Below are 22,994 nucleotides of genomic sequence, written 5' to 3' on the forward strand. Positions count from 1 at the left end.
GGGGGATGGTGTGGGTCCTGCTGTGGTGCTTCGGTCTCCGGGGTGTGACCGACATCCGTGACACTAGCGGTTACGGAGGTAAATGAGAAGACTCTAATGTGAATATTGTGAAAGAAGTTACATGCTTTGGATCGACTGGAAGACCATGAACATGGGCATGTACAACGCGACGATCATGAAGCCGAGCAGAGCGCCCATGAAGACGATCATGAGCGGCTCGAGCATCGCGGTCAGTTGCGAGCTCATCGTCTCGACCTCGTCGTCGTAGAAGTCCGCGGTCTTCTCAAGCATCTGGTCGATCGAGCCGGACTCTTCACCGATTCCGACCATCTGCACGAGCATGTCGGGGAAGATCTCGGCCCCACCCAGGGCCTCCGCGATCGGCCGCCCTTCGCGGACTTTCGCCTGCACGGCGTCGAGCGACGACGTGATGACGTGGTTGCCGCTCGTCGCTCCGACGATCGTGAGCGACTGGAGGATCGGCACGCCCGATGCGAGCATCGTCGCGAAGTTCCGAGTGAAGCGCGTGAGGGCGATCTTGGTATTGAGCTTGCCGAACACCGGCAGCTTGAGTTTGAGGGGGTCCACGACCTTCCGCACGGCTTCCGTATTCTTGGATCTCCCCCACCAGATCGCGAACGCGACGCTGGCGACGATGACCACGGGAACGACGATCGGCATCGCGTTCGAGAGGTTGACGAGAAGCTGTGTCGGAGCCGGTAGATCGCTGCCGAGATCGGAGAACATCTTTTCGAACACCGGAACGATGAAGATCAGCATCGCGGCGACACCCAGCAACGCCACGATCAGAACGACGACCGGATACGTGAGCGCCGCCTTGACTTTGCTCCGGAGCTTCGTCTCCGCCTCGAAGTTGTCGGCCACCATCACGAGCGACTTGTCGAGGAAGCCGCCCGTCTCCCCTGCCCGCACAAGATGGACCATGATGGGCGGGATGACGAGCGGGAATTCCTCCAAGGCATCCGACAGCGCCGTACCGCTCTCGACCTTCGCGGAGATTTCGACCACCGTACGGCGGAGCTTCGGATTCTCGGTCTGATCCTTCACGATGGAGAGCGCGCGCAGGATCGACACCCCCGCGCCGACCATCGTCGCGAGCTGCCGGGTGAGCAGGGCGAGGTCCTTCAGCGACGGCCCTCGCTCGAGCCCGGGGATCGCAATCTCCTGCTGCAGGCCGGTTCCCGCGCCCTTCTCGGCGAGCTTGTCGGGCATGACCCCGCGCGCCTTGAGCTGCTGGATGGCCTGCGCCTCACTCGACGCCTCGAGGACTCCCTTCACCGATTTTCCCGAACCGTCGACGCCCTTGTACGTCCACTGCGGCGTCTTCGCGATCGTCGCCATCGTCAGATCCCTCCCGCATCGCCGGCGACCTGGCGGGCGCCCTCAGGCAGCACGTCGCCCATCGCGCCGCGGCCGAGGCCCCGGTTACGCACCAGTTGCTCGAACTCCGTCGCCTCCTGGGCGAGGTCTCGTGCCTGCGCGTGCTCGATCTCTCCGGCGAGCACGAGTCGCGCGAGATCCTGATCAAGCGTGTGCATGCCGATCGCGTTGCCGGCCTGCAGCGCTGTGCGCATCTGGTGGGTCTTTCCCGCACGGATGAGGCTCGCGATCGCGGGCGTCGAGAACATGACCTCGGTCGCGACCGTGCGGCCCTTCCCGCCGGACCGGCGGATGAGCGTCTGCACGACCACTGCGCGGAGGGTGGCGGCGAGCTGCGTGCGCACCTGCGCCTGCTGGTGTGCCGGATAGACATCGATGATGCGGTCGATCGTCTGTGCGGCATCCTGCGTGTGCAGCGTCGCGAAGACGAGGTGACCGGTCTCGGCTGCGGTGAGGGCAGTCGAGATCGTCTCGAGGTCGCGCATCTCGCCGACGAGGATGATGTCGGGGTCTTGGCGCAGCGCGTGCTTGAGCGCGTCGGAGAAGCTGTGTGTATCGGCGCCGATTTCGCGCTGATTGATGATGCCGCGCTTGTGATGGTGGAGGAACTCGATCGGGTCCTCGACCGTCACGATGTGCGCCGCACGACTCGCGTTCGCCTTGTCGATGAGGGCTGCGAGCGTCGTGGACTTGCCGGAGCCGGTCGGTCCGCACACGAGCACGAGACCGCGCGGGAGGTGTGCGAGGTCGATGAGCTCGGGCGGAAGACCGAGCTGCGCGACCGACTTGATCTCGGTCGGGATAATGCGCATCGCCGCGCCGAGCCCGCGCTGGTCCTGGAAGATGTTGACGCGAAAGCGCGCGATGTCACCGACCGCGTACGCAAGGTCGAGTTCCAGCTCGCGCTCGAACGTCTGCAGCAACTCGGCAGGGACGAAGCTCTCGATGACGGACCGAATGCGCGCCTTGTCCCAGCGGGTCGTTCCCGCCACCGACTTCAGTTCGCCGTCGACGCGCACGACCGGTGTCGATTCGGCGACCAGATGCAGATCGGATGCCCCGAGCGTGAGCACCGCGCGAATCGCGGCGACGAACTCGGGGTCGACGTTCTCGATCTGACGACGGAGGACCGCGTCGACCTCGGGAGCGCGCGCGGCCACGGCGTTCTGCGACTCGACGCTCGGGGCCACGGGCTGCGCGGCGAGCGCGTGCGCCCGTCGCCCTGTGGGCGCCGCCGTCGCTGCGAGCGCCGCATCGAAGTCGCGCGGCGGTGCGGCGACAATGCGCTCGCTCTCCGTGGGTGCGGGCCAGGCGTGCGTCGTCGGCTCCGGTTCCGGCGCGGCCGTCGGGGCTTCGATGACCGCCGTGCCGAAGAGCTCGGCCATGGTCCGGTCGATGTCCTCGGGGCTCGAGACGATGTGCACCGAGTCGCGGGCGGGTGCGGCGTCCACGGGCGCGGCATCCGGCGCGGGAACCGTCACCGATGACGCGACGGGCTCCGCGGGGACAGCCGCGGCGGTCGTCGACGCGATCGGCGCGGCGGGCTGTGCGGGCGCGTGCGCCGCGACCGTGGCCGCCGCGCCGGGCAGCGTGATCCCGGGCACGCCGTCGAGGAACGAGCGGAGGTCCGCGTCGACTTCGCGGCCGCCGAAGAGATCGTCGAAGCGCGAGCCGGCGCCGCCGTGGCTGGGGCTGAAGTAACCTTCGTCGTCGGTCACCATGTCCTTCTTTCTGTGTCCCCCATTGGTCGTGTCCGCACTGGTCGAGGCCGTAGATCTGCTGTCGCCCCTAGAGGGTGACGCGCAGAATCTCCTCAATGGAGGTGTGCCCCAGCAGCACCTTGGCCCAGCCGTCTCCGCGCAGTCGCGTCATTCCCGTGGCCTCGGCGTGCCCGGCGATCTCGGCGGCGGGGGCGTTACGGGACGCCAGCCGCTCGATCTCGTCGTCGACGCCCATCACCTCGTGCAGTGCGATGCGCCCGCGGTACCCGGTGTTGGAGCACTGCGGGCATCCCACCGGACGATGCACGACCGGGAGCTCGCCCTCGATCGGAACACCGAGCACGCGGAGCTCCGCTTCCGTGGCCTGCACCTCCTGCTTGCACCGGCCGCACAGGCGCCGGGCGAGACGCTGCGCGACGACGGAGTCGAGCGCCGATCCGACGAGGAACGGCTCGACACCCATCTCGATGAGGCGGGTGACCGAGCTGGGGGCATCGTTCGTGTGCAGCGTCGAGAGCACGAGGTGACCGGTGAGCGAGGACTCGATCGCGATCTTCGCGGTCTCCTCGTCACGGATCTCACCGATGAGGATGACGTCGGGGTCGGATCGCAGGATCGACCGCAGCGCCGCGGCGAACGTCATGCCGGCCTTCGTGTTCACCTGGACCTGATTGATGCCCGGCATCCGGTACTCGACCGGATCCTCGACGGTGATGACGTTGACCGTCGGCTTCGAGATGGTCGCGAGCGTCGTATAGAGCGTCGTGGACTTTCCCGAACCGGTCGGGCCCGTGACGAGGATCATCCCGTACGGCTTCGAGAAGCTCGCCGAGAAGACGTCCATGTTGCGATCGAGCATGTTGAGGTCGGCCAGCTGCAGGCTCGCGACGGGCGAGTCGAGCACACGGGCGACGACCTTCTCGCCCCACACGGTGGGAAGCGTCGCGACACGCAGGTCGACCGTGCGCCCGGTGTGGGAGACCGAGATGCGACCATCCTGGGGCTTGCGCCGCTCGCCGATGTCGAGCTCGGCCATGACCTTGAGCCGGCTGATGACACCGGGGATCATCGAGCGCGGCACGCGCTGCACGGTCGTGAGCACGCCGTCGATGCGGTACCGCACGCGCAGTTCGTCGCGACCGGGCTCGATGTGGATGTCGGATGCCCGGTCGGTGATCGCCTGGCTGATGATGAGGTTCACGAAGCGGATGATCGGGGCTTCGTCGGTCCCCTGGTCGCCGACGTCCTGGCTCCACGGGTCGACCTCGGCCTCGGCTCCCCCCGCGAACGCGGAGGTCAGCTCTTCGACCTCGGAGTCGACGCGGTGGTAGCGGTCGATCGCGGCGAGGATCGCCTCGGGCTCGGCGACGACCGAGACGATCGGCGCACGCACGACCGCGGCGACGTCGTCGAGCACGACGACGTTCTGCGGGTCGGCGAAGGCGACGACGATGCGGTCGCCGGCGCGTGAGATCGGCAGCGCGATGTTGCGGCGCGCCATCGCGTCGGGAACGAGGGCGACGACGCTCGCGTCCACCGCGAACTCTGTGAGGTCGACATACGCGAGGCCCAGCCGCGCGGCGAGCGCCACGGCGCGCTCTCGGGGAGTGGCGGGTTCCGGCTCGGGTTGAGGTTCGGGCTCCGGCTCGAGTTCGTGCCCGGGCTCGGGTTCGTCGTGGTGCTCCGGCTTGAGTTCGTTCTCGACGAGCGTTGGGGCACTGTCGATGCGATGCCCGGCAAGAGCGCGGAGTTCCTCGGCATCCTCGGCCTGTCGCGTCGACGACGCGAAGGAGGCCAGCCAGTCGATCGCACCGAGCTCGTCGTCTGCTTCGGGCACCACGGACGCTTCGGGCACCACGGGCGCTTCGGGCACCACGGGCGCTTCGGGCACCACGGGCGCTTCGGAGATCACGGGCGTCTCGGGGAGCGCGCGTGTGTCGGGGAGCGCGGGGTCCGCCGCCGGCAGAACGCTGTGGTCGACGGCGCCCTGGGGAGCGTCGAGGACGGCGACGGACTCCGCCGACATCTCGCGTTCCGTCTGCTCGCTGAGCGACGGCTCGGCGACGGCACGTACGCGCGTGCGGCGCGGGAGCGGTGCGAGACCGTTCCGGGGCGCGGAATCTGAGGTGACCCGCGTCGACGGAAGCGGGGGCGGGGGTGCCAGGTCGAGGTTGATACCCGATCCGGTCAGAAGCGCCTGCCAGATCAGGTCATCCGTCGACAATTCGGACGAGGGCCGGTCGGTCGCCGATCGCTCCGACGACGCGTCGTTCACCACGGCGGACACATCCTGTCGACGAGGGAGCGGTCGATGACCGCGTCGCGGCGGGCCTTCCCTGCCTGAACGCGTGAAGGTGCGCTGAACATCCACGTGCCTTTCGGGTATGCGAACAGGGCACTCGGCACGGACACGATCCGGGGGGTCTCGTGTTTCGAATGACTGCCTACCGGGGGGATAGGAAGGACACCTGCACCGAGGTGTTGGGAACTGCAGAAGGCCCGCCGCGAGGCTTGCCTCCCGCAGTAATCATGAGAGATCTCTCATGATGGTGTCAATGAGAAACGCGGGTCTCATGTTACTGATGTGTAACGAGTTGACGGATGCCGCTGCCGTCACACGTCCAGGATCTCCAGATCGACCGTGACGACCCCCTCGACACCGATCCCCTCGGCATCCCGCACCGCGCGCTTGAGCGGCAGCACGTAGACCCCACGCGAGGCGTCCGGAAAGATCGAGGTGCGCCAGCGCGAGGAACCGATCGCGACCTCGACCCGCACGGAACCGAAACCGCGCGGCATCCGCGGAATCTCGCGGATCTCCTCGCTCAGATCGGCGGGGAGGGCGACGAGATACCAGTCCTGCTCGCGCGCGGTCCACCGGAAGATCTCGCCCTCGAACATGATGCGCATGTCGGCCAGCGTAGCGTCTATCAGACAGATATAGATGCGTGTTTTCTTTCGCAGAAGCCTTGTCTATATCGTCTTTATGTTCTATTCTTGAGATCAAGAAGCCCCGCTCGTGCCCACCGAATCGCGGGTTCTGTTCCCTTCGGTAACCCCGGAGTGGAGGTGACATGCACGCGCCCGCTGAGACGCAATGGCCCGCACTCGACGACCTCGTCGGGCGCGTCATCGAGGCGCGGCGCGCGGTGGCCGAAGCACAGGCATCCGAAGCCGCTCTGCTCGCCGAGGCCGTCACCGTCATCACCGATCGCACGGAGCTCCTCCGCCGTGAGGCGACAAAGGCCCGCCAAGAGGCGACAAAGGCCAGCCAAGAGGCGACGAAGGCCGCCGGCTACCGTGCCTCTCAAGCCGACCTGCCCTTGCGCGAAGTCTCGCTCGAACTCGCCATGGCCATGCGCGCGTCCGACCGCACCGTGCAGAGCCGGATCTCCGACGCGTGGGGGCTCTGCACACAGTTCCCGACCGCGCTCGCCGCCTGGACCCGCGGCGAAATCGACGCCGGCCACGCGTGGGCGATCGCGCACACGGGGGCGTCGCTCCCCCAGGAGCACCGCGAGCGCTTCGCAGAGCTCGCGCTCGACGTGGCCGCGACCGAATCTCCGACGCGCACGCGACACGCGCTCAAGGCGATCGCCGCGCAGCTGTGCCCCGAAGCCTTCGCCGAGGCTGCCCGCGCAGCGGCCGATGAGCGCGACGTGCGCCTGTACGACCTCGAAGAGGGCATGGCCCGCCTCATGGCCGACCTGCCCGCTCCCCTCGCCCACGCCATCTACGACCAACTCACCGCGCGAGCGCGCGCCACGCTGGCGGTCCGCCAGGAGGACGCGGCGGCGAGCGCGGACCCCGCGCAGACAGAGGCCGCGCAGACGGATGCCGCGCAGAAACACGCCGCGCAGACGGATGCCGCTGACGGGGATGCCGCGAGCATCCGCGCCGCGTTCCCGGCCTCGGCCGATCCCGCGGACCCGGACACGCAGACCTTTCGCACCGAGCCGCGCGCCGGGGCCGAGCCGCGCCGCGGCTACGTCGACCCGCGCACCATGGGTCAGGTGCGTGCCGATCTCTTCTGCGAGCTGCTGCTCACCGGCATCCCAGGATCATCGGGGCCCGACGATCCGCTCGCGAGCATCGACGCGCACATCCAGGTTCTCGTCCCCGCCCTGACCCTCGCGGGCGACGACTCCGGCGGACCGGCGCTCCTCGCCGGGTACGGCCCCGTCGACTCCGACCTCGCGCGACGCCTCGCGGCACGCGCTCCCGGGTGGGATCGCGTCTTCACCGATCCCTGTACCGGCGCAACGCTCGCCGTCGACCGCTGCCGGCCGAACGCGGCCATCACGAGGTTCCTCGCCGCGCGCGACGAGCGCTGCCGTGCACCCGGATGCACGCGTCCCGTGCACCGGTGCGACCACGACCACTCGATTCCCGCGTCGCAGGGCGGCTCGACCTGCGCCGGAAACCTCGCGAACTTCTGCCGACGACACCACACCTGCAAGCACCAGCAGAACTGGCGGGTGATCCAACTCGGCAACGGCGTCATCGAATGGCGCGGGCCGACCGGCCGCCGCTACGTCGACCGGCCACCGTCGATGGTGCGCTTCGTCCCCGCCGCGGGTGATGACCCGCCCGACGTGCCACCAGACCGTTCGGACGAGCGGTCGCGCGGCAGCGCGCGCGACGACCCCGCACCCTTCTGACCGAGTCGGCCCGACATCGCCCGGCTCGCCCGCGACGACAACCTCGCCCGCGCCGCCCTCACCCGCGACAACGACCTCACCCGCGACGACGACCTCGCCCGCGCCGCCCTCACCCGCGAGCGGGATACGTCACGGGTGGATGATCACCGGCGTCCCCGCCGGCAGCTGGGCCAGGCGATCGGTCGCCGGCCCGTCGAGGTAGATGCAGCCGAACGAGTTCGGGCCCGACCGTTCCCGGTAGAAGTGGAAGGCCGTCACGGCGACCTCTCCCCCGTCGAAACCCGGGAGCGTCGGCGACTGGACGCCGAGATACACCAGCGGGTGCCCCTGCGTGTACGCGTACTCCGGCACAACCGTCGTCAGCATCACGAACGTCCGGCCCACGGGCGTCGGCGTCGACGGCTTCCCCCACGCGAAGTCGCTCGCCACCCGCTCCAGTCCCGTCGCGCTCACGATGTCGATCGTCCGCGCCTCGAGATGCACCTCGACGTACGACTCCACGGGACTGAGATCGACGTCGGCGATCCGCAGCCAGCCGACCGCCTGCGCCGAGCTCCCCGACGGCGGCAGACCCTGCCGGCCCGACAGGAGCACCTTCACCCAGTACGTGTCGTGCACCACCACGGGAACCACCGACCCGCCGTACGCGGCATCGTGCGCGAGGTAACCGATCGGCTCCCCCGCCGGGTCCGCGAACACCGGCGCCGCCGCGCGCGGACGCGCGAGCTCTCCCGTCAGCTCCCCGAAGGGATCGTCGTCGATGGGCAGCGCGGCATCCACCGACCACACATCGATCTGCGGCAGCGACTCGAGCGGGTACACCGTCGTGTTCTCGGGCGCGCCCGTGCGGACATCCGCAGTCGTCTCCGTCGGCGACTCGACGGTGAGGCCGGATGCCGGCGACCCGGGCATCGGGTCGACCCCGGGCGACGAGGTCGCGGCCCCCGACGCACCGGGCGCGACGGCCACAGCGACCGCGAGCGCGACCCCGCACAACGCCGCAAGCCCCGTGATTATCCACGGGGCTCGGGGGTGGGTGGTGGCGCGGGGCATGTATCTATGGTCGGCGGGTCAGGCGGCCAGGACAACCCGGGGCACGACGAAGGGGGCCGGGTATGCTCCCCCGGCCCCCTTCACCCCGATCACTCGGGGTGTCTGTCAGGCATCCACTCAGGCGTTCGTCTTCGTACGACGTCCGCCCTTCGCGGCCTTCGCGACCTTCGCCGTCGAGACCGTTCCGGTCACCGCGTCGCTCTCGGCGTGCGTGCCCTTGCGGGCGGCGCGCACCTCGTCGAACGACGTGCCGTAGTAGGCCGCCTCCATGAGGGTCTCCATGTCGGCGATCATCGGCATGCGCGGGTTGGCCGGGGCGCACTGGTCGCCGTAGGCGGCCATCGCCAGGTCGTGGAGCCCGCCGATGAAGGCGGTCTCGTCGACGCCCTGCTGCTGGAACGAGCGCTCGATGCCGACCTTGTCACGCAGCTCCTCCACGGCGCGGGCGTAGCTCTCGACGCCCTCCTCCGGGGTGGAGGCCGGAAGGCCCAGGTGCGCGGCGATCTGCTGGAACCGCTCGGGAGCGACATAGCGCTCGTACTTCGGCCACGCGTTGAGCTTCGACGGCACCCGACCGTTGTAGCGGATCACGTGCGGCAGGTACACCGCGTTCGTGCGGCCGTGCACCAGGTGGTACGTCGAGCCGGTCACGTGCGCCATGGCGTGGACGATCCCGAGGAACGCGTTGCCGAAGGCCATACCCGACATGGATGCCGCGTTGTGCATCTTCTCGCGGGCCTTGATGTCCTCGGCATCCGTCGAGTTCGCCGGAGCGTTCGCGGAACGCTCGATGTTCTCGAAGATCAGCTTGATCGCGTGAAGCGCGAGGCCGTCGGTGTAGTCGTTCGCGTACACCGAGACGTAGGCCTCGGTGGCGTGCGTCAGCGCGTCGAAACCGGCGTCGGCGACGAGGAACTTCGGCAGGGCGGCGGTCAGCACCGGGTCGATGATCGCGACCGACGGGGTCAGCGCGTAGTCGGCGAGCGGGTACTTCATGCCGGTCTCGTCGTCGGTGATGACGGCGAACGGGGTCATCTCCGAGCCCGTGCCCGACGTGGTCGGGATGCACACGAGCTTCGCGAGCTTGCCGAGCTCGGGGAACTTGAACGCGCGCTTGCGCACGTCGAAGAACTTCTCGCGCATGTCGGAGAACTGCGTCTCGGGGTTCTCGTACAGCAGCCACATGACCTTCGCGGCATCCATCGGCGAACCGCCGCCGAGCGCGATGATCGTGTCGGGCTGGAACTCGCGCATGAGCGCGGCCCCCGCCTGGACGCTCGAGAGCTTCGGCTCGGGCTGCACGTTGTCGATGATCTGCAGGTGCACACGGCCCGGGCGACGGTTGAGCACGTCGATCACCTTGTCGACGAAGCCCATGCGGGTCATGCCGCCGTCGGTGACGATGGTGACGCGCTCGATGCCCTTCATGTCCATGAGGTAGCGGATCGCGTTCGGCTCGAAGTAGGTCTTGGCCGGAACCTTGAACCACTGCAGGTTGTTGTTGCGACGACCGATGCGCTTGACGTTCAAGAGGTTCACCGCCGAGACGTTGTTGGACACGGAGTTGTGACCGTACGAGCCGCAGCCGAGGGTGAGGCTGGGCATGAAGGCGTTGTAGATGTCGCCGATGCCACCGAGGGCCGAGGGGCTGTTCTCGATGATGCGGACGGCCTTGACGACCTTGCCGAACTCGGCGATGACGTCCTGGTCGTTGGAGTGGATGGCACCCGAGTGGCCGAGGCCGTCGAAGTCGACCATCTGCCGTGCGAGGTCGATGCCCTCGGCGGGGCTCGAGGCGCGCAGCACCGCGAGGACCGGGGCGAGCTTCTCCCGCGTGAGAGGCTCCTGCGGGCCGACCGACGACACGTCGGCGAGGATGATCGAAGTGTCCTCGGGAACGGTGAATCCGGCCTGCTCGGCGATCCACTGCGGCGACTGGCCGACGACGGTGGGGTTGAGCTTGGCGCCGGCGCAGTTCTCGCTGTCGGCGGTCACACCGAAGATGAACTCCTCGAGCATGCGCTTCTCGGACGCCGACGCGCGGTAGGCGTGCAGACGCTCGAACTCGGCCAGGGCCTCTTCGGCGATCGGCTCGTCGAGGATGACGGCCTGCTCGCTCGCGCACACCATGCCCATGTCGAACGACTTCGACAGGACGATGTCGTTGACGGCGCGACCGACCTTGGCGGTGCGCTCGATGAAGGCGGGGACGTTGCCCGCGCCGACGCCCAGGGCCGGCTTGCCGCACGAGTAGGCGGCGCGCACCATGGCGTTGCCGCCGGTGGCGAGGATGAGCGCGACACCCGGGTGGTTCATGAGCTGACCCGAGGCATCCATCGAGGGCTCCTCGATCCACTGGATGCAGTTCTCAGGGGCGCCGGCGGCGATGGCCGCGTCGCGGACGATGGTCGCGGCGGCGACGGAGCACTTCTGCGCGGAGGGGTGGAAGCCGAAGACGATGGGGTTGCGGGTCTTCAGCGCGATGAGCGACTTGAAGATCGTGGTCGAGGTCGGGTTCGTGACCGGCGTGAGGGCGCAGATGACGCCCACCGGGTCGGCGATCTCGGTGATGCCGGTGATCTCGTCGTGCGAGATCACGCCGACGGTCTTCTGCTTGATGATCGAGTGGGTCACGTGCTCGCACGCGAACATGTTCTTGACGGCCTTGTCTTCGAAGAGGCCGCGGCCGGTCTCTTCGACGGCCATGACGGCGAGCTCGCCGTGGTGGTGGAGCGCGGCGACCGACGCCTTGCGGACGATCTGGTCGATCTGCTCCTGCGTGAATGATGCGTACTCGGCGAGCGCTTCTTGTGCGCCTTCGACCAGAGCATCGATCGAGGTGGACATCTGGGTTTCTCCTACCCTGCGCGGACGCCCTGTCCGCGTCTTCGCATTTCCGGGTCCGAGGGCTCTCGGGCCTGTGAATCCAGTATGCCACGTGTGGTCTGACCACACAAGATCGGATCGTGGGAGAATGCCGAGAGACCCGCAGGCGACGCGGGAAGACGGCTCGGCGAAGAGGACCCGCGATGGCACGGCGGCGACACCGGAGGCATCCCTTCGCCCTCCTGGCGGGCGCCGCGCTCCTCACCCTCGTCGCCGCATTCGTCGTCGTGATCGAGGCCCGCCTGGCGGGAGATGCGGTCGAGCGGCGCCACCTCGACGCGTTCTACGCACAGCCGGCGGATGCCGCAGACGGCGCTCCGGGCACCCTCGTACGCAGCGAAGAGCTCGTCGGACTGCCGTTCGACGCCCGCGCGTGGCGCGTGATGTACCGCACGACCGACGTCCACGGCGACACGGTCGTCTCGACAGGCCTCGTGATCACCCCTCTCGGCGCAGCGCCCGCGGGGGGCCGCACCGTGCTCTCGTGGGGCCACCCGACGACGGGATCGGCGCCCGACTGCGCCCCCTCACGCGGGTTCGACCCCTACGCCCTCATCGAGGGCATGCGGCCCATGCTCGACCGCGGCTACACGATCGCCGCGACCGACTACGTCGGCATGGGCACCGCTGGCCCCGACTCGTATCTCGTCGGCGACACGGGCGGCAACGCCGTGCTCGATGCCGTCCGAGCCGCCCGGCAGCTCCCCGCCGCACACGCGTCGGAGACAGTGGTGCTGTGGGGCCACTCGCAGGGCGGGCAGGCGGTCCTGTTCGCGGCGCAGCGCGCCCAGCAGTACGCACCCGAGCTCGACATCACGGGCGTCGCGGTGGCCGCCCCCGCCGCCGACCTCGGCTCGCTCCTCAGCGACCACATCGACGACATCTCCGGCGTCACCATCGGGTCCTACGCATTCGCCGCCTACGCCGGCGTCTATGCCGACCGCGGGGCGACGCTCGAGAGCATCCTCACGCCCGAGGCGCGGGCGATCCTCCCCGAGATGAACGAGATGTGCCTGCTGACCAACATCGATCGGCTGCACGAGATCGGGCAGCCCGTCGTCGGCCACTTCGTCACCGCCGACCCCGCGACGGTCGAGCCGTGGAAGGACATCCTCGCGGAGAACTCCGCCGGAGCAGTGCCGTTCGCCGCTCCCCTGTTCGTCGCGCAAGGCCTCGCCGACGAGCTCGTCGTACCCTCGGCGACCGAACAGTTCGTGGCGCGTGAGAGAGCGCAGGGGATGGACGTCTCGTTCCACAAGATCGCGGTCGCCGACCACGGCACCGTCGCGTAGCTCGCACTGCCGGCGCTCCTCGCCTGGCTCGACGCGCACAGGCTGTGAAGCAGCGAATGCATCGAAGGAGAAGACCATGACGGATGCCGACACCATCGTGATCGGCGCGGGGGTCGCTGGTGTCACCGCGGCGCGTCTGCTACAGGATGCCGGGCGCCGCGTCGTCGTGCTCGAAGCGCGCGACCGCATCGGCGGCCGCACGTGGACCGACCGGTCGGACGGGCACGTCACCGACCGCGGCGCCTCGTGGATCCACGGCATCGACGACAGCCCCGTCCACGCCGCGGCGCTCGCCTTCGGCATGCCGATGGCCGAGTTCACCGTCGGCGGCTACCAGCCCGACAGCCGCCCGATCGCGCACTACTCCCCCGACGGACGACGACTCACGGACGATGAGGCCGCGCGCTACGTCGCCGACATCCACGCCGTCGACGCGGCGCTCACCTCCGCCATCGCGGCATCCGCGCCCGACGACTCCTACCGCGACGTCACGGAGGCGGCGCTCGCCGAGGTCGGGGGCGCGCAGGGGTGGGATGCCGAGCGCGCACAGCGCGTGCGCGAGTACCTCGAGCACCGCACCGAAGAGCAGTACGGCGTGTGGATCGACGACCTCGGCGCCCACGGCCTCGACGACGACACCGTCAACGGCGACGAGGTCGTCTTCCCCGAGGGCTACGACCGCTTGGCGGCGGGGCTCGCCGCCGGTCTCGCGGGCGGCTCGGGCGCCGGTGCCGGTGCGCTCGACATCCGTCTGGGGCACGCGGTGTCACGCGTGGAATGGGGGTCGGGCGGCGTCACGGTCAGGACGGACCATGGCGCCTTCACCTCCGACGACGTCATCGTCACGGTGCCGGTCGGAGTGCTCCGCGCCGAGGCTTTCGTGCTCGACCCGCCGCTTCCCGACCCGCACGCGAGCGCGTTGGCGCGTCTGGAGATGAACGCGTTCGAGAAGGTGTTCCTGCGCTTCGACGAGCGCTTCTGGGACGACGACGTCTACGCCATCCGGCAGCAGGGGCCGGAGGGCCGCTGGTGGCACTCCTGGTACGACCTGACGCGCCTGCACGGGACGCCGACGCTCCTCACCTTCGCCGCCGGCCCCGCAGCGATCGAGACGCGATCGTGGACGGATGCCGAGGTGGTCGACTCGATCCTCGTCCAGCTGCGGCGCCTCTACGGCGATGCGGTGCCGGAACCGGCCTCGGTGCTCCGCACCGACTGGCAGGACGACCCCTTCTCGCACGGCGCCTACGCCTACATGGCGCGCGGATCTCAGGCATCCGACCATGATCTGCTCGCCGTGCCGCTGCGGGGGGTCCTGCACATCGCCGGTGAGGCGACGTGGTCGGACGACCCGGCAACGGTGCCGGGAGCGATGCTGTCCGGACACCGCGCCGCCGAGAACGCGCTCGGACGGGAGATCCCGATCGAGCGCGCCTGGCAGCGCTGACGACGCGAGGGCAAGCCCCCACCGGTCGCGAGCACAGCGGGTCGAAACGCCCCTGCCTGTCACCGACGGATATCGACGGCGCCCCCTGCGTGCACCCCACCCCTCCGGCGCGCACACTGGAGGGGTGAGCCCCGTTCCCGTCTACTACTACTCGTCGGTGTCGAACCTGACGGGCCGCTTCGCCGAGCACCTCGCGGCGCAGACGGGGCGCGAGGTCCGCAACCTCGCCGACGCGGACGTGCGCCGCAGTGAACCCGCCGGACACTGGGTGCTCCTCACTCCGTCGTACAAGGCGGGGAACGCCGACGAGGTGACCCTCCCCGCGCCGGTGAAGGCGTTCCTCCGCTCCCCCGCGAACCGGCGGAGCCTCGTCGGCATCATCGGGTCGGGCAACCGCAACTTCGGTGAGTACTACCAGGCCGCCGCGCGGGAGCTCTCCGAGAAGTCCGGTCGCCCGGTGCTGTTCGAGTTCGAGCTCTCCGGCACCCCGGAAGACGTGGATGCCTGTGCCCGCATCCTCGACCAGCTGGATGCCGCGCTCGCGCGGTGAGGCATCCCTCCGCCCGGCTAGGCCCGACGACGACGGCGAAGCGCCTCCACCGCGACCTGCACGGGAGACCCGGTACGCGGCCGATCGACCCGCGGCCGCCGTACCCACATGACACCCGAGGCGATCAGCGCCGCCGCGCCGGGGAGCGAGATCCCCGCGATCGTCGGGGGCGTGCGGCGCGAGAGGAGCTGCGCCGCCGCGAGGATCGACGACCCCGCCACGATCCCGCCGACGAGACTCTCGGTGACGCGATCCTCGTCGTGGAAGCGGAACTCCACCGCGATCTTGCCGGCGCCAAGCGCCTGAAGCGTCTGCCGTGTCTCGTCGGGAAGGTCGCCGAGAAGCTGCGTCCACCGTCGTACGGCGCGCGCCGTGGAGAAGACCAGCGTCATCGGGTCGAGCTGCTCGCGGGCCAGGCGCAGGGCGTAGGGCGCGATGAGGCCGACGAGGTCGAGCTGGGCCCCGTAGCTCTGCGCGAGGCCCTGGAGCCGCAGCAGGGTCCGCGCGAGGAGCGCGAGGTCGTCGGGTACGCGCAGCGCATGCCGTCGCATGATCTCGGCGAACTCGTCGGCGATGGCGGGGACGTCCATCTCGTCGACGTCGGTGTAGAGCGAGCCGTCGATCCAGTCCGCCAGATCGCGCCGCGCGGCGTCGAGGTCCGTCTCGGGAGGAGGGTCCGTGACCGCCAGGATCTCGTCCGCGAGCGAGCGGTCGTCGCGCACCACGAGCGCCACGCCCATCCGCGCCAGCTGTGCGCGGCGGGATGCCGGCACGCGCCCGACATCTCCGAAATCGAGGATCGCGATGCGATGGTCGGGAGTGAGCAGCAGATTTCCGGGGTGCGGGTCGGCGTGGAACAGTCCGTCGCGGAAGATCATCTCCAGGTAGGCGTCCGCGACCGTCGTCACGAGCTCCTCGACGTCCCAGCCGGCTCGCTCCACCGCGGCCCGATCGACGGGACTGCGGCCCTCTTCCCTCGTCATCGTGAGCACGGAGGGGCCGGACAGCTCTTCGTACGCGTGCGGTATCACGATGGCCGGATCGCCCGAGAAGTTCCGGCCGAACGCCTCCAGGTGCGCCGCCTCCGTCCGAAGATCGAGGGCATCCGCCAGCATCGCGGCGAAATCGTCGACGAGGTCGACGATCCGGTACCGCTGCAGATCGGCGTCGGACTGCTCGAGCCATACGGCCACGACGCGCATCACGTCGAGGTCCGCGCGCACCTGCGCGGCGGCGTTGTGGTGCACCACCTTCACGACGACGCGGGTGTGGTCTTTGAGAGTCGCCTTGTGGACCTCAGCGACCGACGCGGAGGCCATGGCGGGCCGATGGAACGAACCGTAGAGTTTCGCCACGGGCGCTCCGAGCTCGGCCTCGACCGTCACAAGCGCAGCGCCGGAGGCATCGGGCGGCGCGTCGGACTGGAGGCCGGACAGCTCCGCCGCGATCTCGGGGCCGACGACGTCGGGGCGGGTGCTGAGGGTCTGTCCGAGTTTGATCCAGGCTGTGCCGAGCTCACCGAAGGCGGCGCGGAGGCGCTGCCCCGGCGACATCGCCGCGATCTCCGGCGACACGTGCGACGCCGCGATGTTGCGCGCCCAGCTGAGCTGGGGGCGGCATCCCCCGAGGCGTCCACGATCTGCGCCAGACCGTACTTCGCCAGGACCGAGGCCACCTCGCGGATGCGTTCCCGGTGCTCGATCATGACCCGTGCGGCGTCGATATCCGGCATCCGTGCCCCCGTCCGTTCCTGCCCTCATGCTAGGCCGCAGGGGTCACCGGTGCGAGACGCCACGAACTGGGACCAGATCGTCAAAGACATCGGCCTGCCCGACCTCACCCGCCACGGCCTCCGCTACACCGGCGCGACCTGGCTCGCCGACGCCGGCATCCCCTTGCACGTCCTCCAAGACATCCTCGGCCACGCCTCCGTCGAGACCACCCGCGGCTACCTCCACCCCGACGACCGGCACCTCGCCTCCGCCGCCGAACAGGCCAACGCCTTCCTCGCCCGCTCAGCCAAGGCCGCCAGGCCGTCCCGTCGAGGCACATCGAGGACCTTGTAGCGATGCGCCGCACAACTCGCAGAGCGCTCTGGTCCCCTTTTGGTCCCCTTATCCACAGCTTGGGCCGCCAAAGGGGTTCCGGAGGGCGGTCGACTGCTTCTGTCGATCGAGCAGGGGGACCACGAGGGAACCACAAAAACCCGTCGGCGGACATGACAAAGCCCTGATGAGAATGTCTTCTCATCAGGGCTTTTCTGTCGGGATGACAGGATTTGAACCTGCGACCCCCTGACCCCCAGTCAGGTGCGCTACCAAGCTGCGCCACATCCCGTGGCATCGATTTCCAGTTATTTCGGGCTAACCGGAGGGGGTGAACCCCTTGACCCCCAGTCAAGTGCGCTACCAAGCTGCGCCACATCCCGGTCCGTTGCCCGCACGCGGACAACTCCCCCATCTTAGCCGCTCCGCGCAGTGCTCGCGAACCGAGACGCCCGATCCCCATGGCGGATGTCGGAGGGGATGCGTAGGTTGTGGCCATGACCGAGATCCGCATCGAACCGGCATCCGATGAACGCTTCACCGACGTCGAGCACGCGTTGACCGGCGGCGGTGACGGCGCTTCGTGCTGGTGCCAGTGGTGGATGCTGCGCAACAAGGACTTCGACGCGACGACAGCCATAGAGAAGCGCGAGCTGCTACGCACCGACCTGCGAGCGCCGATTCCCTCCGCGCTCCTCGCCTACGTCGGCGACGAGGCCGTCGGCTGGGTCAAAGTCGCGTCGCGTCCGGCGCAGCCACGGCTGGAAGCCACGCGTGACATCAGGCAATCGCCCGAGCCGATCGACGATGCGAGCGTCTGGGCGATCACGTGCTTCGTCGTGCGCAAGGAACACCGCGGTGAAGGGATCGCCGACGCGCTCCTCGCGGCGGCCGTCGCGCACGCGCGCGCGAACGGTGCGCGCGTGATCGAGGGCTACCCGGTCGACACGTCGGTGAAGACGACCAGTCCGAACGCGCTCTTCCACGGCGCCCTGTCGAGCTTCCTCGGCGCGGGGTTCACCGAGGTGGCGCGCCCGAAACCGGCGAGGCCGATCGTCTCCCTCACGCTCGCATAAGCTCGGGCGAGAGGGACTCGAGAGGGAGCATCGTGGCACCACACCCCCCGTCGGCAGGGCACACGACGACTGAGACGCGCGCCGCGCCCGACCGCACCCGGTGGTGGGGATTCGCGCTCTACGCCCTCGTGGCCGCCGTGCACCTCATCACCCTCCTCGTCGGGCCGGCCGACCTCGTCTACCCGACCAAGCTCGCGCTCATGCCGGCGCTCGCCCTCGCGACGCTCTGGGCGCTGCGCGGGAGCATGCGCGGCGCGGGGACGACGCGGACGGGCATCGCTGCGGCATCCGTCCTGCTCGCAGCCATCGGCTTCTCGTGGCTCGGGGACGGCGCGGCGTTCTTCTTCCCGTTCGCGGGCGACGAGCTTCCGTTCATGCTCCTCTGCTTCGGCCTCGCGCACCTCGCCTACATCGTGTTGTTCGTTCGCCTCCTGCCGAGACGCCCGCTCGCACCGTGGACCCTCGTATACGCCGTGTGGTGGGGCGTCATGCTCGCCGTGCTGTGGCCGCACCTGGGCGCACTCACGATCGCGGTTGCACTGTACGGGCTGATTCTCGGGGGCACCGCCGTCGCCGCGACGCGCGGATCAACGATCACGGCGATCGGCGGCGCGTTCTTCCTGGTCTCCGACACGATCCTCGCGCTGCGGCTCTTCTTCCCGGGCGGCGAGTCCCTCGGCGACGGGTGGGTCATGCTGACTTACACGATCGGGCAGGGGCTCCTCGTCTACGGGGCCGTCCGCCTGATCCGGAGCGAGCCGTGAGCGCATCCGTGCGGGTGGATGCCTGGCTCTGGGCGGTCCGCGTGTACAAGACCCGGTCGGCGGCGACGACCGCGTGCCGCGCCGGGCACGTCCGCGTGGGCGGCGAGCGCGCCAAGGCCGCGCAGCCCGTGCGCATCGGCGATGAGCTGCGCGTCCGGATCGCCGGGTTCGACCGCATCCTCGTCGTCCGGCAGCTCCTGACCAAGCGCGTCGGCGCGCCGCTCGCGGCCCTCGCGGCAGAAGACCGCACGCCGCCTCGCGAACCGGTCGCCCAACTCGCCGTGCGCGACCGCGGCGCCGGCCGCCCCACCAAGCGCGAGCGCCGCGAGATCGACCGACTGCGCGGGCGCGACGCCTACGACGACTGACGCCGCTTCGCGCCGCGCGACACCCCGGAATCCACCAGGGAACACAGCGCGACGGTGATCACGTAGACGACGAGGTCGCACGCCGCGTCACGCCGTCGCGCGCAGCCACGACGGTCCGTGCACGACCGCGCCCAGCGCCTCGACCCGCTCTCGCAGCCCGCGGTCGCTCGTCACGACCGTGACGGTGCGCCCGGCATCCACGAGGCGCGCCGTCTCAGCGACGATCTCGTCGTCGCCCTCCCCCGGCGCCCGCACCACGTGCAGACCCGTCACGTCGTCGACCGCCTTCGCCTGCCCCTCGACCACCACCGAGAACTCCGGGAACCACACGTCGGCGGCAAGCCCCAGCCGCTCCGCGGGCATGCCCTCGGATGCCGTGACCGCGAGCCTTCCGAGCAGACGCTCGGTCGCACCCGCGCGGTCGCGCCACCACCCGTCGGGAACCGACCCGACGACGTTCGCGGCGTCCACGACGACGGCGGGGCGCACAGGAAGGAGCGAGCGCAGAAGCGGCCACGACGCCGCGAAGCCCGGGTGCAGGGGGTAGGTGTCGACGGCGTCCGCCGGCACCCACGCGAGCTCGCGGCTCTCCGGGTCGCTGATCACCGCCTCGAACGGTGTGACGACATCGGCGACGACCGTCGAGTAGGTCCAGACGTCGGCGTCGAACACGCTGATGAACCGCGGCGACACGGCATCGGCCGGCACCCCGGCCTCCTCGGCGGATTCGCGCAGGGCGCCGTCGCACGCCGACTCGCCCGCGTGTCGCGCGCCGCCGGGCAGCGCCCACGTGTCGCCGAAGTGACTCCACGCGACGCGGTGCTGCAGCAGCACGCCGCGCTCCGGATCGACGGCGAGCAGTCCCGCCGCGCCGAACGCACCCCAGAAGCGCGTGCCGTCGTCGTGGACCACCCACGCGTCACCGGGGTCGCGCGGGCCGTGCGGCCGGCGCGGCTCTCCGGGTGCGGGAGGCTCGATCGTCACTCGTTCAGCCTGTCACAGGTCCGGGGCACGACGGCGAGCGCGCGTCACAGATCGTGCGACACGCCACATATGCGCGCGATCTGCGGTCAGACCACAACATATGGTGGTCAGACCACAACGACAGCCCTAGGGAGAGTAGGACGACCATGGCATCCCCCCGCACCGTTACCGGCACCGTCTCCGTGCAGAGCACGATCGACGAGTACCTCGCCCGCACCGACTGGCGCGTCAACGCGAATGCGAACCAGGGGTACTCGCTGGGCGGCATGGTCCTGAACGCCGCCGGCAAGCTCATCGCCAACTACTGGCTCGACGAGGTCTACGACACAGCCGCCGGCGACGCGCACCGCGCCGGCGACCTGCACATCCACGACCTCGACGTCTTCGCGGGGTACTGCGCCGGCTGGTCGCTGCGCATGGTCCTCGAGCAGGGGTTCAACGGCGTCCCGGGGCGCATCGCCAGCGCTCCCCCGCGGCACTTCGCGAGCGCGCTGGGGCAGCTCGTCAACTTCCTCGGAACGCTCCAGAACGAGTGGGCCGGTGCGCAGGCGTTCTCCTCGTTCGACACCTACCTCGCCCCCTACGTCCGCCGCGACGCTCTCACCTACGACGAGGTGCACCAGGCGATGCAGGAGTTCGTCTTCAACCTCAACGTCCCGAGCCGGTGGGGCACGCAGACGCCGTTCACGAACCTCACCTTCGACTGGGTCTGCCCCGACGACCTCGCCGATCAGCGCCCCCTCATCGGCTACGAGGTGCAGGATTTCACCTACGGCGACCTCGCCCCCGAGATGGCGCTCATCAATCGCGCCTTCATCGACGTGATGACGGCGGGCGACGCCGACGGCCGCGCGTTCACCTTCCCGATCCCGACCTACAACATCACGAAGGACTTCGACTGGGACGGTGAGAACGTCGAGGCCCTCTTCGCGATGACCGCCCGGTACGGGCTCCCCTACTTCCAGAACTTCGTCAACTCCGACCTCGACCCGCACATGATCCGCTCGATGTGCTGCCGCCTGCAGCTCGACCTCACCGAGCTTCTCAAGCGCGGAAACGGGCTGTTCGGCTCGGCCGAGCAGACCGGCTCGATCGGCGTCGTCACGATCAACTGCGCGCGCCTCGGGTTCCTGCACTCCGGCGATGAGGATGCCGCGCTCGCGCGCCTCGACGACCTGCTCGACATCGCCCGCGACAGCCTCGAGGCCAAGCGCGCGGTGATCTCCCGCCACCTCGAGGGCGGGCTCTTCCCGTACACGAAGCGGTACCTCGGCACCCTCGACAATCACTTCTCGACGATCGGCGTCAACGGCGTCAACGAGTACGTCCGGAACCTCACCCGCGACGCCCACGACATCACCGACGAGACGGGCGCCGCCGCCGCGATGCGTCTGCTCGACCGCGTGCGCACCCGGATCACCCGGTTCCAGGCCGAGACAGGCCGCATGTACAACCTCGAAGCGACGCCGGCCGAGGGCACGACCTACCGGTTCGCGAAGGAGGACATCGCGCGCTTCGACGGCATCCTGCACGCGGGCACCACCGAGAACCCGTACTACACCAACTCGTCGCAGCTGCCGGTCGGCTTCACCTCCGACCCGTTCCTCGCGATGGCCCTGCAGGAGCCGCTGCAGCAGCAGTACACGGGCGGGACGGTGCTGCACCTGTACCTCGGCGAGGCGATGGAGTCGGCCCGCGCGTGCCGCGACCTCGTGCGCCGCTCGCTCGAGCGGTTCCGCCTGCCCTACCTGACGATCACGCCGACGTTCTCGATCTGCCCGCAGCACGGCTACGTCTCCGGCCACCACGAGACCTGCCCGACGTGCGCCGCGGTCTGCGAGGTCTGGACGCGCGTGATGGGTTACTTCCGGCCCGTGTCGGGGTTCAACATCGGCAAGAAGGGCGAAGCTTCGGAGAGGACGTACTTCGTCGCCCCCACCCTGTCCACGCAGGCCCTGTCGTCGCAGGAGGACTCATGGTCCGCACAGCCGCAGCCAGCGAGCTGAACGTCGCGGGCGTCACCGCGTTCTCGACGGTCGACTGGCCCGACATGCTCGCGGCGACGGTCTTCCTGCAGGGGTGCCCGTGGAACTGCTTCTACTGCCACAACCCGGCCCTCATCGACCCGCGCGCAGAGGGCGACCTCTCCTGGGGCGACGTCGTCGACCTCCTGTGCGAGCGGATGGGTCTGCTCGACGGGGTCGTCTTCTCGGGCGGCGAGCCGACGCTGCAGCGAGCCGTCGTGCCCGCGATGGATCTCGTCCGCTCGCTCGGGTTCAAGATCGGGTTGCACACGGGCGGCGCCTACCCGGGGCTGCTCGCGCGGGTCCTGCCGCACGTCGACTGGGTGGGCCTCGACATCAAGGCGCTGCCGGGCGGCTACGACCTCGTCACCGGTCGCCCGCACAGCGCGGATAATGCGTGGCGCTCGCTCGAACTGGTGCGCGCCGATCAGATCCTCCGAGAGGGCACCGATCGCCCGCTCGACGTCGAGGTCCGCACCACCGTGCATCCCGCGGCGATCGACGACGCCGGCCTGCGCGAGCTCGGCTGCCTCCTCGCCGACGCGGGCGTCGAGCACTGGGCCGTGCAGCGGTTCCGCGACACGGGTGTGCGCTCGCCGCTGCCGAGAGTGGGGGTGGATGCCGAGGCATCCGCCCCGCTCGCTCTCGACGACCTGCCCGTCGATCGGTTCGCGAGCCTCGTCGTGCGGTGAGGACCTCCGCCAATTCGTCGACGGGTATTG

At 69.5% G+C, this 22,994-nt stretch carries 18 protein-coding genes and 1 tRNA gene; 10 read left to right on the forward strand and 9 right to left on the reverse strand.

The window, feature by feature from the left end:
* Positions 1–117: 117 nt before the first annotated feature.
* The 4 genes from AC3ENQ_RS09560 to AC3ENQ_RS09575 form a co-directional block, all read right to left on the reverse strand.
* A complete protein-coding gene (locus AC3ENQ_RS09560) occupies positions 118–1,362 on the reverse strand; it encodes a type II secretion system F family protein (RefSeq protein ID WP_431804012.1) in 1,245 nt (414 codons plus the stop codon).
* A gap of 2 nt (positions 1,363–1,364) precedes the next feature.
* Complete coding sequence (locus AC3ENQ_RS09565) at positions 1,365–3,119, reverse strand: type IV pilus twitching motility protein PilT (RefSeq protein WP_431804014.1); 1,755 nt, start codon at positions 3,117–3,119, stop codon at positions 1,365–1,367.
* A 70-nt stretch (positions 3,120–3,189) separates the two neighbouring features.
* Complete coding sequence (locus AC3ENQ_RS09570) at positions 3,190–5,400, reverse strand: GspE/PulE family protein (RefSeq protein ID WP_431804016.1); 2,211 nt, start codon at positions 5,398–5,400, stop codon at positions 3,190–3,192.
* 335 nt (positions 5,401–5,735) lie between these two features.
* Entirely contained in the window at positions 5,736–6,032 is a 297-nt protein-coding gene (locus AC3ENQ_RS09575) for a DUF1905 domain-containing protein (RefSeq protein ID WP_431804018.1), read from the reverse strand.
* Positions 6,033–6,196: 164 nt separating this feature from the next.
* Here AC3ENQ_RS09575 and AC3ENQ_RS09580 point away from each other — a divergent pair, with 164 nt between their 5' ends.
* A complete protein-coding gene (locus tag AC3ENQ_RS09580; RefSeq protein ID WP_431804020.1) occupies positions 6,197–7,783 on the forward strand; it encodes an HNH endonuclease signature motif containing protein in 1,587 nt (528 codons plus the stop codon).
* A gap of 129 nt (positions 7,784–7,912) precedes the next feature.
* Here AC3ENQ_RS09580 and AC3ENQ_RS09585 read toward each other — a convergent pair whose 3' ends face one another.
* Together AC3ENQ_RS09585 and adhE are read right to left on the reverse strand one after the other, a co-directional pair.
* A complete protein-coding gene (locus tag AC3ENQ_RS09585; protein ID WP_431804022.1) occupies positions 7,913–8,836 on the reverse strand; it encodes a L,D-transpeptidase in 924 nt (307 codons plus the stop codon).
* Between the two features lie 117 nt (positions 8,837–8,953).
* Positions 8,954–11,683 carry a bifunctional acetaldehyde-CoA/alcohol dehydrogenase gene (gene adhE / locus AC3ENQ_RS09590; RefSeq protein WP_431804024.1) on the reverse strand — a complete coding sequence of 910 codons (2,730 nt, stop codon included), beginning with the start codon at positions 11,681–11,683 and terminating at the stop codon, positions 8,954–8,956.
* 182 nt (positions 11,684–11,865) lie between these two features.
* On the opposite strand from adhE, the gene AC3ENQ_RS09595 reads away from it, so the two are divergent.
* The 3 genes from AC3ENQ_RS09595 to nrdI all read left to right on the forward strand — a co-directional run bounded on the left by AC3ENQ_RS09595 (position 11,866) and on the right by nrdI (position 15,011).
* On the forward strand, positions 11,866–13,014 hold the full coding sequence (locus tag AC3ENQ_RS09595) for a lipase family protein (protein ID WP_431804026.1): 1,149 nt from the start codon (positions 11,866–11,868) through the stop codon (positions 13,012–13,014).
* Positions 13,015–13,090: 76 nt separating this feature from the next.
* The gene (locus AC3ENQ_RS09600) at positions 13,091–14,461 is read left to right on the forward strand and encodes a flavin monoamine oxidase family protein (RefSeq protein ID WP_431804028.1); all 1,371 of its coding nucleotides are present in this window, start codon (positions 13,091–13,093) and stop codon (positions 14,459–14,461) included.
* 124 nt (positions 14,462–14,585) lie between these two features.
* Positions 14,586–15,011 carry a class Ib ribonucleoside-diphosphate reductase assembly flavoprotein NrdI gene (nrdI, locus tag AC3ENQ_RS09605; protein ID WP_431804030.1) on the forward strand — a complete coding sequence of 142 codons (426 nt, stop codon included), beginning with the start codon at positions 14,586–14,588 and terminating at the stop codon, positions 15,009–15,011.
* A 17-nt stretch (positions 15,012–15,028) separates the two neighbouring features.
* On the opposite strand, the gene AC3ENQ_RS09610 is transcribed toward nrdI, so the two are convergent.
* On the reverse strand, positions 15,029–16,585 hold the full coding sequence (locus tag AC3ENQ_RS09610; protein ID WP_431804032.1) for an ABC1 kinase family protein: 1,557 nt from the start codon (positions 16,583–16,585) through the stop codon (positions 15,029–15,031).
* A 207-nt stretch (positions 16,586–16,792) separates the two neighbouring features.
* On the opposite strand from AC3ENQ_RS09610, the gene AC3ENQ_RS09615 reads away from it, so the two are divergent.
* On the forward strand, positions 16,793–17,077 hold the full coding sequence (locus AC3ENQ_RS09615; RefSeq protein ID WP_431804034.1) for a tyrosine-type recombinase/integrase: 285 nt from the start codon (positions 16,793–16,795) through the stop codon (positions 17,075–17,077).
* 197 nt (positions 17,078–17,274) lie between these two features.
* On the opposite strand, the gene AC3ENQ_RS09620 is transcribed toward AC3ENQ_RS09615, so the two are convergent.
* A tRNA-Pro gene (locus AC3ENQ_RS09620) sits at positions 17,275–17,348 on the reverse strand.
* 205 nt (positions 17,349–17,553) lie between these two features.
* Here AC3ENQ_RS09620 and AC3ENQ_RS09625 point away from each other — a divergent pair.
* From AC3ENQ_RS09625 to AC3ENQ_RS09635, 3 genes are read left to right on the forward strand one after another with little or no spacing between them, the layout of a single operon-like run.
* The gene (locus AC3ENQ_RS09625; protein WP_431804036.1) at positions 17,554–18,132 is read left to right on the forward strand and encodes a GNAT family N-acetyltransferase; all 579 of its coding nucleotides are present in this window, start codon (positions 17,554–17,556) and stop codon (positions 18,130–18,132) included.
* Positions 18,133–18,164: 32 nt separating this feature from the next.
* A complete protein-coding gene (locus AC3ENQ_RS09630) occupies positions 18,165–18,896 on the forward strand; it encodes a lysoplasmalogenase (RefSeq protein WP_431804038.1) in 732 nt (243 codons plus the stop codon).
* Positions 18,893–19,264 carry an RNA-binding S4 domain-containing protein gene (locus tag AC3ENQ_RS09635; protein ID WP_431804040.1) on the forward strand — a complete coding sequence of 124 codons (372 nt, stop codon included), beginning with the start codon at positions 18,893–18,895 and terminating at the stop codon, positions 19,262–19,264. The genes AC3ENQ_RS09630 and AC3ENQ_RS09635 overlap by 4 nt, the downstream gene beginning before the upstream one ends.
* Before the next feature lie 87 nt (positions 19,265–19,351).
* Here the strand turns inward: AC3ENQ_RS09635 and AC3ENQ_RS09640 are convergent, their stop codons facing one another.
* Positions 19,352–20,248, reverse strand: coding sequence for an NUDIX domain-containing protein (locus AC3ENQ_RS09640; protein ID WP_431804042.1), 897 nt, complete (start codon positions 20,246–20,248; stop codon positions 19,352–19,354).
* A gap of 146 nt (positions 20,249–20,394) precedes the next feature.
* Here AC3ENQ_RS09640 and AC3ENQ_RS09645 point away from each other — a divergent pair, with 146 nt between their 5' ends.
* Positions 20,395–22,254 (forward strand): ribonucleoside triphosphate reductase, encoded by a 1,860-nt coding sequence (locus AC3ENQ_RS09645; RefSeq protein WP_431804044.1) that lies wholly within the window; start codon positions 20,395–20,397, stop codon positions 22,252–22,254.
* Positions 22,224–22,964 (forward strand): anaerobic ribonucleoside-triphosphate reductase activating protein, encoded by a 741-nt coding sequence (locus AC3ENQ_RS09650; protein WP_431804046.1) that lies wholly within the window; start codon positions 22,224–22,226, stop codon positions 22,962–22,964. Before AC3ENQ_RS09645 ends, AC3ENQ_RS09650 begins: the two co-directional genes overlap by 31 nt.
* The last annotated feature ends 30 nt before the right edge of the window (positions 22,965–22,994 follow it).

The sequence above is a fragment of the Microbacterium sp. bgisy203 genome (assembly GCF_057706945.1).